Origin of the sequence: Streptomyces sp. NPDC047042, from assembly GCF_040644035.1 — a bacterium.
In the GTDB taxonomy this organism is placed as follows: domain Bacteria; phylum Actinomycetota; class Actinomycetes; order Streptomycetales; family Streptomycetaceae; genus Streptomyces.
This window is the reverse complement of the sequence record NZ_JBEYVP010000009.1, coordinates 1-13,388: the sequence shown is the minus strand read 5'-3', so window position 1 is coordinate 13,388 and position 13,388 is coordinate 1. Positions and strand designations below refer to the sequence as shown.

At 70.7% G+C, this 13,388-nt stretch carries 13 protein-coding genes; 8 read left to right on the top strand and 5 right to left on the bottom strand.

All coding sequences use genetic code 11. The features are described 5' to 3' along the window. Window positions 1–66: 66 nt before the first annotated feature. Window positions 67–522, bottom strand: a complete 456-nt coding sequence (locus ABZ855_RS12020; protein ID WP_360804962.1) for a VOC family protein — start codon at window positions 520–522, stop codon at window positions 67–69. Window positions 523–676: 154 nt separating this feature from the next. Here ABZ855_RS12020 and ABZ855_RS12015 point away from each other — a divergent pair, with 154 nt between their 5' ends. The 4 genes from ABZ855_RS12015 to ABZ855_RS12000 all read left to right on the top strand — a co-directional run bounded on the left by ABZ855_RS12015 (window position 677) and on the right by ABZ855_RS12000 (window position 5,032). Next, entirely contained in the window at window positions 677–1,999 is a 1,323-nt protein-coding gene (locus ABZ855_RS12015; protein ID WP_360804959.1) for an aromatic ring-hydroxylating dioxygenase subunit alpha, read from the top strand. Then, complete coding sequence (locus ABZ855_RS12010) at window positions 1,996–2,820, top strand: SDR family NAD(P)-dependent oxidoreductase (protein ID WP_360804956.1); 825 nt, start codon at window positions 1,996–1,998, stop codon at window positions 2,818–2,820. The genes ABZ855_RS12015 and ABZ855_RS12010 overlap by 4 nt, the downstream gene beginning before the upstream one ends. An 82-nt stretch (window positions 2,821–2,902) precedes the next feature. Further along, window positions 2,903–4,639: a PEP-utilizing enzyme gene (locus ABZ855_RS12005; RefSeq protein ID WP_360804953.1), complete on the top strand. Its 1,737-nt coding sequence runs from the start codon at window positions 2,903–2,905 to the stop codon at window positions 4,637–4,639. Window positions 4,640–4,717: 78 nt separating this feature from the next. Beyond that, the gene (locus ABZ855_RS12000; RefSeq protein ID WP_360804950.1) at window positions 4,718–5,032 is read left to right on the top strand and encodes a putative quinol monooxygenase; all 315 of its coding nucleotides are present in this window, start codon (window positions 4,718–4,720) and stop codon (window positions 5,030–5,032) included. Window positions 5,033–5,094: 62 nt separating this feature from the next. Here ABZ855_RS12000 and ABZ855_RS11995 read toward each other — a convergent pair whose 3' ends face one another. From ABZ855_RS11995 to ABZ855_RS11980, 4 genes are read right to left on the bottom strand one after another with little or no spacing between them, the layout of a single operon-like run. Continuing rightward, a complete protein-coding gene (locus ABZ855_RS11995; RefSeq protein ID WP_360804947.1) occupies window positions 5,095–6,132 on the bottom strand; it encodes an NADP-dependent oxidoreductase in 1,038 nt (345 codons plus the stop codon). Window positions 6,133–6,137: 5 nt separating this feature from the next. Continuing rightward, a complete protein-coding gene (locus ABZ855_RS11990) occupies window positions 6,138–6,353 on the bottom strand; it encodes a transposase (protein WP_360804944.1) in 216 nt (71 codons plus the stop codon). A 7-nt stretch (window positions 6,354–6,360) separates the two neighbouring features. Continuing rightward, window positions 6,361–6,687, bottom strand: a complete 327-nt coding sequence (locus ABZ855_RS11985) for a 2Fe-2S iron-sulfur cluster binding domain-containing protein (RefSeq protein ID WP_360804941.1) — start codon at window positions 6,685–6,687, stop codon at window positions 6,361–6,363. Beyond that, window positions 6,672–8,078, bottom strand: a complete 1,407-nt coding sequence (locus ABZ855_RS11980) for an aromatic ring-hydroxylating dioxygenase subunit alpha (RefSeq protein ID WP_360804938.1) — start codon at window positions 8,076–8,078, stop codon at window positions 6,672–6,674. The genes ABZ855_RS11985 and ABZ855_RS11980 overlap by 16 nt, the downstream gene beginning before the upstream one ends. Before the next feature lie 379 nt (window positions 8,079–8,457). On the opposite strand from ABZ855_RS11980, the gene ABZ855_RS11975 reads away from it, so the two are divergent. Genes ABZ855_RS11975 through ABZ855_RS11960 form a run of 4 tightly spaced genes read left to right on the top strand, consistent with a single transcriptional unit; the run spans window position 8,458 to window position 13,286 of the window. Further along, window positions 8,458–9,600 carry a substrate-binding domain-containing protein gene (locus ABZ855_RS11975; protein WP_360804935.1) on the top strand — a complete coding sequence of 381 codons (1,143 nt, stop codon included), beginning with the start codon at window positions 8,458–8,460 and terminating at the stop codon, window positions 9,598–9,600. Next, window positions 9,597–11,144 (top strand): sugar ABC transporter ATP-binding protein, encoded by a 1,548-nt coding sequence (locus ABZ855_RS11970; RefSeq protein ID WP_360804932.1) that lies wholly within the window; start codon window positions 9,597–9,599, stop codon window positions 11,142–11,144. Before ABZ855_RS11975 ends, ABZ855_RS11970 begins: the two co-directional genes overlap by 4 nt. 1 nt (window position 11,145) lies before the next feature. Continuing rightward, window positions 11,146–12,246 carry an ABC transporter permease gene (locus ABZ855_RS11965; RefSeq protein ID WP_360804929.1) on the top strand — a complete coding sequence of 367 codons (1,101 nt, stop codon included), beginning with the start codon at window positions 11,146–11,148 and terminating at the stop codon, window positions 12,244–12,246. Continuing rightward, window positions 12,243–13,286: an NAD(P)-dependent alcohol dehydrogenase gene (locus tag ABZ855_RS11960; protein ID WP_360804926.1), complete on the top strand. Its 1,044-nt coding sequence runs from the start codon at window positions 12,243–12,245 to the stop codon at window positions 13,284–13,286. Before ABZ855_RS11965 ends, ABZ855_RS11960 begins: the two co-directional genes overlap by 4 nt. Window positions 13,287–13,388 lie beyond the last annotated feature (102 nt).

The window sequence follows — 13,388 nt, the reverse complement described above, 5'->3', positions numbered from 1 at the left end:
AGCGATCGGACTTACTTATGCCGGTCTACAGTAACCAGCACGTGGGCACCTTACTGAACAGAGTCTCTAATTACTATGCCCCGGGTCCCGGTTGCCGTCCCGCGCGTCCACCAGCTCCACGACGTTGCCCTCCGGATCCGCCCAGAAGCTGATCCGCCGGCCGCGCGCGAGGACGACGACCGGGTCCGACAGGGGGCGGGCACCGGCGGCCCGCAGCGCCTCCACCACCGGGTCCAAGTCGGCCATGTGAAAGGTGAGATACGACAGTCCGGGACGCCCGGGCGACCAGGGCACCGCACGCCCCGACACCACACCCGACCGGGGATGGATCAACTTGACACACCCCCCGGAGGGCACCCGCAGCCAGACCACCGTCAGCTCGCCGCCGAGCCCGGCGGGGCCGCCGATCGACTCCGGTACGTACGAGCGGCGCTCGACACGGCAGCCGACGACGTCGCGGTAGAAGCGCTCCATCGACTCGAGATCCCGCACCACCACGCCCACCTCGAACGGCAGGGTCATGACCATCGCACCCACCCCCACGGAACACCGAGCGGCTTCTTCGACACTTTCTATTGACAGAGCACACTAAGTCCTGTTGTCGTTTCGGACACAACCCAGTTGGCGCTTCGGAAGCCGGTCACCGGCTCGCGGCTGGGGAGATTGTGAGGACATCGTGGTCCAGATCAGTTCGCCGGAGATTCGGGAAACGGACGCCGGGCGCGGGACACCGGTCTCGGCCCCCTCCGTCCCGTCCGCGCCCTCGACCCCCGAGTACTCGTCGTGGATCAGCCAGGACCGGTCCACCGACGCGTCGTCGGAGGCGATGCGGCGCGAGGCGGCGGAACTCGTCGAGCGGGTGATGGCGCACTACCGCGCCAACACGACGCACGAGGCGGACGGCCAGTGGACGGAACCCGTGGCCAACTACCTCGACGCCGACCGCTGGCAGCGCGAGACGGACGCCGTGCACCGGAGCGTCCCGCTGCCGCTCGCGATGTCCTGCGAGCTGCCCGGGCCGAACACGTACAAGTCGATCGACGTGCTCGGCATCCCCGTACTGATCACCCGTGACCGGCAGGGTGCCGTGCACGCGATGATCAACGCCTGCCGGCACCGGGGCGCCAAGATCGTCGAACCCGGCTGCGGAGTGTCGAAGCGGCTCACCTGCCCGTACCACTCCTGGTCCTACGACCTGGCCGGGGAGCTGCGGGGTGTGTACGCGGAGAAGACCTTCGGCGAGGTACCGCGCGAGGGCCGCAGCCTCGTCCGCCTCCCTGCCGGGGAACGCGCGGGAATCGTCTTCGTCTCGCTCGACCCGGCGGCCGAACCCGACCTGGACGGCTGGCTGGGTGACCTGCTGCCGCTGCTCGAGGGCCTGCGGCTGGCGGAGTGCCACCACTACTCCACCGGCGAGCTGCCCAGTCCCAACTGGAAGGTCACCCTCGACGGCTATCTGGAGACGTACCACTTCGCCTCGCTGCACCCGAAGACGGTGTTCGAGACGAACCTCTCCAACATGATGGCCCACGACACCTGGGGCCCCCACCAGCGCATCGCACCGGCCCTGCGCCCCATCGCACAGGCCGCCGAACTGCCGCCGGACCAGCGGGACCCCGGTGACTGCGTCGGGCCCATCTACTGGCTCTTCCCGGGCCTGGCGATCGCCGGCGGCTGGCGCCAGAAGATCGCCGTGTCCCTCGTACTCCCCCGCACGGCGACCGAGTCGGTGACCCAGCAGATCATCCTGCTGCGCGAACCGGCGGTCACCGACGAGGAACGCCACGCCGCCGACCGGTTCGGCGAGTGGTTCCACGAGGTGGTCCGCGACGAGGACTACGCGACCACCTACGGAGTCCAGCAGGGCCTCAAGGCCCTGGCCTCCGCCGGGACCGACTTCGTCTTCGGACGCAACGAACCCGGACTCCAGCACTTCCACCGCACCATTCACCAGCACCTGGACCAGAGCCCCACCGGGGCCTCCAGAGCCGCCAGGTGAGCAACCAACAAGACTCGCGGGAGAACACCATGGTGGCTACGGGCAGCCTCGACGGACGTGTCGCGGTGATCACGGGCAGCACGCGCAGCATCGGCCGCGCCATCGCCGAGGCCTTCCTCGCCGACGGCGCCACGGTCGTGGTCAGCGGCCGCAGCGAGGTCAAGGGCAAGCAGGCCCTGGAGGAGATGGGCGCCGGGGACCGGGCCGTCTTCCACCCCTGCGACGCCAACAGCCAGCAGGACATCGAGGCCCTCGCCGACTTCGCCGCCGAGCGTTTCGGCAGGCTCGACATCTGGGTCAACAACGTGGGCGGCAGCTCCGGCTTCGCCCCGATCCACCAGCTCAGCGACGAGGCGTGGCACGACGCCCTCAACCTGAACGTCAACGGCTACTTCTACGGCACCCGCCGCGCGCTGCCGAAGATGCTGGAGGGCGGCTGGGGCCGCATCATCAACATCTCGTCGGTGGAGGGCAAGCAGGCCAACAAGCCCGCGATCAGCCACTACATCACCAACAAGCACGCCATCCACGGCCTGACCAAGGCGACCGCCTTCGAGTACGGCACCCAGGGCATCACCTGCAACGCCATCTGCCCCGGCGCCGTCGACACCGACCTCATGCGGGCCGCCGGTCCCGCCGCGGCCGAGGCCGAGGGCATCAGTTACGAGGAGTGGCTGGGCCGGTTCGCCGAGCACGCCGCCACCAAGCAGATCACCACCGTGGAGCAGGTCGCCGCGGTCGCCTCGCTGCTCGCGAGCGACGCCGGGGCGGGTATCACCGGCACGCTGATCAGCGTCGACGGCGGAACGGCGCAGTGGTAGGCGGCGGACGGGCAGGGGCGGGTACGGCGACCGGTATGGGCAGGGGCATGGCTACTGGTACGGACGGCGGGAGATGTCGGTCATGAAGAGCTGGATCACGGACTGGCAGCGCAGTGAGCGGCTGCCGCACTACACCCGGGCCAACGCGGGCGAGACCCTGCCGGACCCCGCGAGCCCGCTGGGCTGGACCCTGGTCTGGGGGCGCGGCCTGCAGGGCTGGCGCAACGGCTTCGTCGGCTTCGGCATCTACCGCGAGGAGGAGGTCGCCGGGGACCGGCCGCCGTTCGTCGGCATGTTCGGCGGCCACTTCTATCTGAACCTGTCCCACATGCGGCTGTTCGGCATCCGGATGGGCCAGACCGCCGACCAGATCGACGCGGCCTTCGTCGGTCAGCGCTCCGACACACCGGTGTACGTGGCCCACCCGGACGACCAGGACGAGGAACTCACCGGAAAGGCGGGCGCGACACTGGGGCGGATGCTCGGCCAGTCCGGCTTCCCCGAGGCCGACGCCGACCGGGAACGGCTGCGCGCCCTGCGCCGTACACGCCCCGACCTGACACAGCTCTCCGACGCCGAACTGGTCGCGCACGCACGGTCGTTGCTGGACGAGGTGGAGACGACCTTCCAGCGGCACGTCGAGTCGTCGCTGCCCGCGTCCGTCGGACCGGCGATCCTCGGCCCGCTCTGTGCGAGCGTGGACCGCCCCGGCGCCATGCTCGACCTGATCGGCGGTCTCGGTGACGTCGACTCGGCCTCCCCCTCGACCGGGCTGTGGACGCTGTCCCGCCAGGTGGCCGCCTCGGCGGAGCTGACCGCGCTGTTCGACCGGGGGACGGCCGCCGTGGAGGAGGCGCTCGCCACCGCGACCGGGGACGTGAAGGCGTTCCGGGACTCCTTCGAGGAGTTCCTCGCGGAGTCCGGCGACCGGGGCCCCAACGAGTGGGACATCCACGCGCTGTCCTGGGAGGCGGCGCCCGTCCAGGCGCTGGCGCTCATCGACCGGATCAGGCACAGCCCCGACGACGACTCCCCGGCCGCCCGCCGAACACGGCTGACCGAGGGGCGTGAGCGGACGGCGCGGGAGATCCGGGCCGCGCTGCCCGAGGAGACGCAGCCCATGTTCGACGCCGGCATGCACGCCTCCCAGGTGTGGATCCCGGCCCGCGAGCGCACCAAGGCGAACTGCGTCACCGTCGTCAACGAGATCCGTATGGCCGTACGGGAACTCGGTCGCCGGGGCGTCGAGGCGGGGCTGTTCGCCCGGCCCGAGGACGTGATGATGCTGCTGGACACCGAACTGGACGACTATGTCGCCGCCCCGGAGTCCTTCGGCGCCGTCATCGCGCAGCGGCTGGAGGAGTACGCGGGGCTGTACGAGCTGGAGCCGCCGTTCTTCGTCGCCGACGACGCGCAGACGGAGATCGACACCTGGCCGCGCCGAGCGGAGGAGCGGACCCCGGCGGCCGTCGAGGGCGAGGTGCTCGGCGGTGTGGGCGGCAGCCACGGCACGTACACCGGCACCGTGCGGGTGGTCACCGACCCGGCCTCGTGCGAGGCGCTGGAGCCGGGCGAGGTGCTGGTCGCGCCGATCACCGACGCGGCCTGGACCCCGCTGTTCCTGGTCGCCGGTGCGGCGGTCGTGGATGTGGGCGCGCTCAACAGCCACGCCGTGGTGGTCTGCCGTGAGCTGGGCATCCCGGCCGTGATCTCCGTCGAGAACGGGACACGGCGGCTGCGCGACGGCATGGTGATCACGGTCGACGGCGAGCGGGGCACGGTCACCGTGGACAGTGTCCCGGCGGCGCTCGGCAGCTGAGTACGCCGTGGGCCCGTCGCCGACTCCCCATCGGCGCCGGGCCCGCGGTCACGACCGCGAGAGGAACGTGTGACTGGCATGGCTGAGGAAATCATCGTCGCCGGCTGGATGGACTACGAGCCCGGCGACCGCGACACGATGCTCGGGCATCTCGTCGCACTGGGCCACCGGACCCGCGAGGCGGAGCCCGGCTGTCTCGACTACGCCATGACGGCGGACCCCGGCGACGAGCGACGTATCCGCGTGTACGAGCGATGGGTCTCGCAACAGGCCCTCGACGAGCACTTCGCCACCCCGCACATCAAGGAGTTCAGGACGGCGTCGGCCGGACTGACCCGAGTGGGCGTCTCACTGGACCGACACACGGTCGCGGAGTCCCGGCCCATGCGCTGAAACAGAGCTCAAAGGGCGCCCCCGTGACGGGGGCGCCCTTTTCTGTTCCAGTCACCTCTGCTTCAGTCACCCAGCCGCACCAGCATCTTGCCGACGTTGCCACCGCCGAGCAGGGACAGCAGCGCCCCCGGGGCGTTCTCCAGGCCGTCCACGACCGTCTCGCGGGCGGTGATCCGGCCCTCGGCGAGCCAGCCCGCGACCCGTTGCTCGAACTCCGGCCGCAGGTCGTCGTGGTCGCGGACGATGAAGCCGCACAGGGTCAGCCGCTTGAGGACGGCCTGGATCAGATGGTTGATGTCCACGGTCCCCCGGTCGCCGCCGAACTGCGACATCATGCCGCACAGGGCGACCCGGCCACCGGTCCGCAGGGCGTGGAGGGCGGCAGCGAGCTGCTCACCGCCGACGTTGTCGAAGTACACGTCGATGCCGTCGGGTGCCAGCCGGGCCAGCGCCTCGCGCACCGGCTCGGCGCGGTAGTCGGCGGCGGCGTCGTAGCCGAACTCCTTAACCAGCAGAGCACACTTGTCCGGCCCTCCGGCGGTCCCGACGACGCGGTCCGCGCCCAGCAGACGCGCGAACTGGCCGGCTGCCGTACCGACCGCGCCGGCCGCCGCCGACACGAGGACGGTGTCCCCGGGGCGCAGTCGCGCGATCCGCGTCAGTCCCACGTACGCGGTGAACCCGGTCTGGCCGAGGAGGCCCAACCAGGTGGGCAGCGGGGCGAGTTGGGGGTCGATGCGTCCCGCACCGTCGGTGTCGGTGGCGTCCATGACGGCCCGCTCGCGCCAGCCGAGCTGATGACGGACGTACGTGCCCGGCGGCACCGCCTCGCAGCGGCTCTCCTCCACGACGCCGAGGGCCCGTCCGTCCAGCGGCGAGCCCGGGGTGAAGTTGTGGGTGTAGTGCTTCTCGGTGCTTTCCAGGCGCCCGCGCATGGACGGGTCGACGCTCATGTAGAGGTTGCGCACGAGCAGTTGCCCCTCTCCCAGGGGCGGCAGCGGGCGTTCCTCCACGGCGAAGTCGGTGGGGAGCGGCTCCCCGTCGGGCCGGCGCACCAGGCAGACCACCCGGGTCCTACGAGGCGGCGTCACGGGTGTCACGGGGTTCACTGCTCCGGCTGCGGGGACGTACGCCGCTGGGCCAGGCGGCCGACCCAGCCGGCCATCTGGAGGTCGGCGTGGCGCAGTTCGCCGGACTGCCAGCGGGCCTGGAAGTCGAAGACGCCCCGCGCCCCGGTCCTGGGGTCGGTCACCTCGACCAGTCCGTCCTCGGTGAGCCGGTACACATGCCCGGTCAGCGGGTGGGTCACTTGCTTGGACATGGCGGTCTCACTCCTGCACTCGGCGGCGCACGCCGCGCTTGGTCACGGTCACCGGGCCCTCGACCCGGAGCCGGCAGGCGAGCCGGGTCAGGCCGTCCACCGGCCTGCGCAGGGACTCGATGCCCTCGCGTTCCAGCGGGCCCACCGGGGAACAGTTCTCGGCGCCCTCCTCCACCTGCACGAAGCAGGTACGACAGGTGCCCTGGCCGCCGCACACGGTGGGCCAGCGGTAGCCGAGCCGCTGGGCGGCGGTGAACAGGTCCTCGCCGTCCAGGACTTCGAGCTCGGCACCGGAGGGTCTGACCGCCACCCGGTGGGTCACTTCTCCATCCACCGGTCGAGCGTCCGGTTGAAGTGGCGGATGCGGCTCTCCTGGTAGTTGGCCAGCGTGATGCCCGGCTTGCGCATCGCCTTCAGGCCCTGCTGGACGTACGGGAGGTTCTCGCAGTCCTGGTCGAAGACGGGTCCGAGCACGCCCAGTTCGGGGATGTCGGCGAAGAGCATGTCCTCGGGCACCCAGCGGATCTTCGCCGGGGGCGGCAGCTCGCCGGGCTGCTTCGGGGACGACATGAAGATGATCTCGGCGGTGCAGGAGTCGGGGTCGAGGCCGTTGGGCCGGAACCGGTAGATGATGTTCGACTTGGCGCCGCCCCAGGGGTTGAAGTTGGGGAACAGCAAGTAGTTGATGGCGTCCAGGAGTTCGGTGTCCGGGGTCTTCGAGAAGTCCTGCGTCGAGGTGGCCGCCAGTTGGGCGCGCATCCGCTCCGCGAGGACCTGGCGGGCGGTGCCGCCGGGCGGGATCGCCGGCAGCTCGTCGCCCTCCTGCATCACCAGGTCACGGCCCTGGGCCGCGGCGTAGAAGGAGCGCGAGTCGTAGAAGGTCTCGAGGACGTCCTCCTCCGTGACGGAGTCGGCCACGTGCGGGCTGGGCGCGCCCTGGATGTTGATCATCCGGTTCCAGTTGGGCTGGTCCGCCATGACGTCGTACTGCGAGTTGGCGTCGGCGAGCCACGGCAGCATCTGCGGGTGCGTGGCGATCACATGGAAGGACTCGATGAACGCGTCCTGGGCGATCTTCCAGTTGCAGGGCAGCACCTTGCCGATGTGCAGCGACTTGTAGCGGTTCTCCAACGGCCAGATGTAGTAGTCGTCGAAGGTGCCGCGGTAGCTGTCGAAGGACTCGGCGTACGGGTCCATGTTGATGAAGACGAAGCCGCGCCAGGTGGCCACCTGGGCCTCGGGGAGGGCGAACTTCTCCGGGGTGACGTGCGGGAAGTCCCAGGCGCAGGGCGGGGTCTGCATGGTGCCGTCGAGGTTCCAGGCGAAGCCGTGGAACGAGCAGCGGAACTCGCCGACGTTGCCGCCGCTCGTGCGCAGTTTGCGTCCCCGGTGCAGACAGACGTTGACGTAGGCGCGGATCTCGTCGGGCGCCGTGCGGACGACGATCAGGGAGTCGTCGCCGATCTCGTAGATCTCGTGGTCGCCGACCTCGGGTATCTCGCTCTCCAGGCAGGCGAACTGCCATACGCGCCGCCAGACCTGGCGCATCTCGCGTTCGGCCCACTCGCGGGAGGTGAAGCGGGCGTGGTCGATGTCCTCGCTGCCGAGGGGGTCGTTGCGCTCGAACCGCAGGGCGGGGGGAACGGGCCGGCTGTCCTGGTCGAGGTAGTCCTGGACGCTGGGCCCGGGGCACCGCGCAGTGGCCGGCTCCGATGTTTCGTCCATCTTTTCTCCTCCGGCAGAAACTTTAGAGTGAGTGTAGTTACCGGTTGCGGCCGGGAGCAACACTCGAGCCGGTGACGGATCCCGCTTCTCCCGAGGTCACCACGCCAATACAGCGTAATCCCGCAAATTGTTGCGGCGACCCTCTCCCCAAGCCCGCTGAGGCATGTCACACTCCGACCCACTTGAGGCTGTAGTGCCTCATAAGTTTCTGGTCATAAATTCCTGGTCCCGGGACGATCTTTGTCCGTCCCGGCCCCGCCCCGTGGCGTTCCCGCCCGGGCACCACAGATTCGGTCCGCCTGGCCGAGCCGACCGCCGCGAGCGCGAGAGCGACGCGGGTCTCGGCGGCGCAGGCGACACACCTCGGGAGTACTCAACGATGAGTTCCAGACCCCGTCGCGCGGTCCGCCGCGCCCTCACCGCGATCGCCCCCGTCACCGCCCTGCTCACCCTGGCGGCGTGCGGCTCCGGAACCACTCCCGCCGCCGACTCGACGCAGGCGGCGGCGCCCGGCTCTCCCGGCCTGTCGGCGGCCCGCGCGGCCCTGGCGAAGTACTCCGAGCGGCCGGCCGCGATCTCCGTGACCCAGCCCGTCGGCAAGCCCATCCCCAAGGGCAAGAAGATCGACTTCATCCTCTGCGGTGTCCAGTCCTGCAAGGACCTGGCCGACTTCTTCACGGAGGCCGCGGGGGAACTCGGCTGGCAGGTGAAGCAGATCGCCACCCAGGGCACCCCGGAGTCCGTCCAGGCGGCCTACGAGCAGGTTCTGCGCGACAAGCCGGACGCCGTCATCGCCTCCGGTTTCCCCCGTGCCGTCTACGCCAAGCAGCTCGCGCAGCTGAAGGCGGCCGGCATCCCCGTCCTCCAGTCGAACGCCGACGACGTGGCGGGCGACGGTATCTCCCTGCTGAAGAACGGGCCCAAGGACGTGGCCGTCCAGGGCGAGATGCTCGCCTCATGGGTCGTCTCGAACAGCGACGCGAAGGCGGACACCGTCTACTTCGATCTGCCGGCCTACACGATCCTCAAGCCCGTCAAGGACGCCTTCGCCGCCAAGTACCAGGAGTGGTGCGACGGTTGCGCGCTGGACAACGTCGACGTGCCGATCACCTCGGTGGGCAAGGACATGCCGGACCGCGTGGTGTCGTACCTCCGGTCGCATCCGAAGGTGACGCACGTCGTGTTCTCCCTCGGCCTGCTCAACGTGGGTGTGCCGGCCGCGCTGAAGACCGCCGGCCTCACCGGCAAGCACATCGTCGTCAACGTGGGTGACGCGCAGAACTACCAGTACATCCAGAGCGGTCTCACCGACGGCGCGATGGCGCTGAACTCCCACGAGACGGCCTGGCTGCAGGCCGACGCGCTGGCCCGGCAGTTCACCGGCCAGTCCATGGACGTGGACCAGCAGGCCGTACTGCCCAACATGCTCGTCACCAAGGACAACCTGCCCTCGGCCGACGGCGACTTCCCGATCGTGGAGGGCTACCAGGCGCAGTTCAAGGCGCTGTGGGGGCTGAGTTGACCGGGACGCCGGTGCCGGCCGGGCCGGTACTGCGGGTGGCCGCCCTGTCGAAGAGATTCGGCGGCACCCTGGCCCTCGACGACGTCGACCTCGAGGTGGCGCCGGGCGAGATCCATGCCCTGATCGGCCCCAACGGCTCCGGCAAGTCCACCCTCATCAAGATCCTCGCCGGGTACCACCACGCGGAGCCCGGCGCGGTCGCCGAGCTCGACGGCGAGCCCTTCGGCCTCGGCCAGGTCGCCGCCTCCCGCCATGACCGGCTGCGCTTCGTCCACCAGGAGCTGGGCCTGGTGGGCGAGTTGAGCGCCATCGACAACCTGGCCCTCAGTCACGGCTTCGCCCGTACCGCCCTCGGCAACATCCGCTGGGCGGAGATGGAGAAACGGACGAGCGCCCTGGTCGAACGGTTCGGCCTCGGCATCGACGTACGCCGGCCCCTGTCTTCGGCGACGCCGGTCCAGCGCACGGTGGTGGCCATCGCCGCCGCGCTGCAGGGCTGGGAGGGCCGCCGCGGGGTCCTGGTGCTCGACGAGCCGACGGCCGTACTCCCGCCCGGCGAGGTGGCCCGCCTCTTCGACATCGTGCGGGAGGTCCGCGACGCCGGCGCCGGCGTGCTGTACGTGTCGCACCGGATGGACGAGATCTTCGCGCTCGCCGACCGGGTCACCGTGATCCGCGGCGGGCGCCGGATCGCCACCCGCCCGGTCGCCGAGCTCACTCCGCGTTCGCTGGCGGAGCTGATGGCGGGCGAGGAGATGGAGACCGACCACCGTCCGGCGCCGCCTTCGCCGACTTCCGGCCCCGCCAACCCCGTACTGGAGGTCCGCGACCTGTGGGCGGGCCCCCTGCGGGGAGTCGGCTTCGACCTGGCCAGGGGTGAGCGCCTGGGGATCACCGGCCTGGTGGGCTCCGGCCACGAGCTGGTGCCGTACGCGGTGTGCGGCGCCCACGCCGGGCGCGTCACCGGCAGGCTGCGGCTGCCCGAACGCTCGGCAGCGTGGACCGAGGCGCGCGACGCCCACGGCCTCGGCCTCCCCCTGGTCCCGGCGGACCGGGCGACCGAGGGCGTGATCGGTGACTTCTCGGTCGGCGAGAACCTCACCCTTCCGCTCCTGGACCGGCTGCGCGCCCGCTTCGGACGGCTGCGCCGACACGGCGAGGCCGCCCTCGCCCAGGACTGGATCCGGCGGGTCGGCGTACGGACGACCGACCGTCATCCGGCCGGCGCCCGGATCACCACGCTGAGCGGCGGCAACCAGCAGAAGGTCGTCATGGCCCGCTGTCTCGCCCAGCGCCCACCCGTACTGACGCTGTGCGAGCCCACGGCCGGCGTGGACATCGCCACCCGCCTCCAGCTGTACGACCTGATAGAGCGCCAGGCCGACGACGGCATGGGCGTGATCGTGTCCTCCTCCGACACACAGGACCTGCTCGCGCTGTGCACCCGCGTCCTGGTGGTACGGGACGGCCGGATCGCACGGGAGATCAGCGGCCGGGACATCACCGAGTCCGCGCTCGTGCACGCCATGGAAGGAACCGAGTGACATGACATCCACCCCGACCCGGGCCGCAGAGCTCCGGCCCACCGGACCCGACGAGCACCCGGTCCCCTCCCCGGGCGCGCTCGGGCGGCGCGTGGTGGCGGCCCTGTCGTTCCGCAACATCGGCGCCGTCTACGTGTGGCTGCTGATCACCGTGGTCTTCTCGGTGTGGGCGCCCGACACCTTCCCGACCGTCATCACGGTCAAGCAGGTCCTCAACGGCAACGCCGTGGCCGGACTGGTGGCGCTCAGCGTCGTACTGCCGCTGGCCGCCCGCGTCTTCGATCTGTCGGTCGCGTACACCATGTCCCTCACCAGCGTCCTGACGGCCCACTTCCTGGTCTCCACAGGACTGGGCCCCGCCACCGCCATCGCCCTGGCGATGGGCGCGGCACTGCTGATCGGAGTCGTCAACGGAGTCGTGGTGGTGGTGCTGCGCGTCGACTCGTTCATCGCCACCCTCGCCACCGGTGCGCTGATCCAGTCACTGATCACCATGGTCACCAACGACAGCTCGATCACCGGTGTGCAGTTGCTCGCCAAGCCGTTCGCGGACATCGCCCAACTGGACGCCGGCGGCATCACCCTGCCGGTGCTGTATCTGCTGCTCGCCGCAGTCGCCATCTGGTTCCTGCTCGAACACACCGCCACCGGGCGCCGGTTGTACGCGACCGGCTTCAACGCCGACGCGGCCCGGCTGCAGGGCGTACGGACGAACCGGCTGCGCTTCCTGACCCTCATGGCCTCCGCCCTGCTCTCCGGATTCGCGGGCGTCGTCTTCGCGTCCTCGGTCGGATCCGGCTCGCCGACCGCGGGCACCCCGTATCTGCTGTCCGCCTACGCCGCCGCGTTCGTCGGGGCGACCCAGCTGCGCGCCGGCCGCTTCAACGCCTGGGGCACGGTCCTCGCGGTGCTCCTGCTGGGCACGGGCATCACGGGGCTCGGGCTCGCCACCAGCGCGCAGTGGGCCACAAGTCTGTTCACCGGCTCGGTCCTCATCGTGGCGCTGGTCCTCACGGGTGGCCGGATCGCTCTCCCCGCCGTGCTGCGCCGCCGGACGGCGGCCCGGCCGGATACCACTCCGGACAAGGAGGTCGAAGAATGAAGGCTGTTCAGTACCGACGGGTGGGGCACGCCCCCGAGGTCGTAGAGGTACCGGTGCCCGAACCCGGCCCGGGCCAGGTGCTGTTGAAGGTGACGGCGGCGGGGATCTGCCACTCCGATCTGGCGGTGATGGGCTGGCCCGAGGAACAGTTCCCCTACCCGCTGCCGATGACCCTCGGTCACGAGGGTGTCGGGACGGTGGCGGCACTGGGCTCCGGTGTCACCGCCGTGGCGGAGGGCGACGCGGTCGCGGTGTACGGCCCCTGGGGTTGCGGTCGCTGTCCCAAGTGCGCCGAGGGCAAGGAGAACTGCTGCCCGCACGCCGCCGGGCTCGGCATCATGCCGCCGGGGCTCGGATCCCCCGGCGCGCTGGCGGAGTACATGCTCGTGGACTCCACCCGTCACCTCGTTCCGCTGAACGGCCTCGACCCCGTGCAGGCCGCGCCCCTCACCGACGCCGGGCTGACCCCGTACCACGCGATCCGCAGGTCCCTTCCGAAGCTGCTGCCCGGCAGCACGGCGGTGGTGATCGGCGTCGGCGGTCTGGGGCACATCGCGGTTCAGCTGCTGCGCGCGCTGACCCCGGCGCGGGTGATCGCCCTCGACGTGAGCGCGGAGAAGCTGGAGCTGGCCGGGAAGGTCGGGGCGCACGAGACGTTGCGCTCCGACGGTGAGGCGGCGGCACGGGTCCGGGGACTCACGGGTGGTATCGGGGCGGAGGTCGTCCTGGACTTCGTCGGGGCCGAGGCGACGGTGGCTGTCGCGGCGGCGTCGGTGGCGGTGGAGGGTGATGTCACTGTCGTGGGCCTCGGCGGGGGCACGCTGGCTGTCGGGTTCGGGGGTGGGTTGCCGTTCGAGGTGTCGGCGGCGTTTCCCTATTGGGGGAGCCGGCCCGAGCTGATGGATGTGCTGGCGCTTGCCCGGGAGGGGCTGGTGTCCGCGCACGTCGAGACGTTCTCCATCGAGGAGGCGCCCGAGGCCTACGAACGTCTGCACGCGGGGGACATCGCGGGCCGTGCGGTGGTGCTGCCGCAGGGCTGAGTTTTTCTCGCCCCCGCCGCCCCTACCCGTCCCATCCCTGGGGGCTGCGCCCCCAGACCCCCGCTTTCGGCCCTGAAGGGGCCTCGTCCTCAAACGCCGGAC

Coding starts and splice junctions, on each gene's coding strand:
- ABZ855_RS12020 (WP_360804962.1), bottom strand. CDS start 522: ATGACCCTGCCGTTCGAGGTGGGCGTGGTGGTGCGGGATCTCGAGTCG.
- ABZ855_RS12005 (WP_360804953.1), top strand. CDS start 2,903: ATGAAGAGCTGGATCACGGACTGGCAGCGCAGTGAGCGGCTGCCGCAC.
- ABZ855_RS12000 (WP_360804950.1), top strand. CDS start 4,718: ATGGCTGAGGAAATCATCGTCGCCGGCTGGATGGACTACGAGCCCGGC.
- ABZ855_RS11990 (WP_360804944.1), bottom strand. CDS start 6,353: ATGTCCAAGCAAGTGACCCACCCGCTGACCGGGCATGTGTACCGGCTC.
- ABZ855_RS11980 (WP_360804938.1), bottom strand. CDS start 8,078: ATGGACGAAACATCGGAGCCGGCCACTGCGCGGTGCCCCGGGCCCAGC.
- ABZ855_RS11975 (WP_360804935.1), top strand. CDS start 8,458: ATGAGTTCCAGACCCCGTCGCGCGGTCCGCCGCGCCCTCACCGCGATC.
- ABZ855_RS11965 (WP_360804929.1), top strand. CDS start 11,146: ATGACATCCACCCCGACCCGGGCCGCAGAGCTCCGGCCCACCGGACCC.
- ABZ855_RS11960 (WP_360804926.1), top strand. CDS start 12,243: ATGAAGGCTGTTCAGTACCGACGGGTGGGGCACGCCCCCGAGGTCGTA.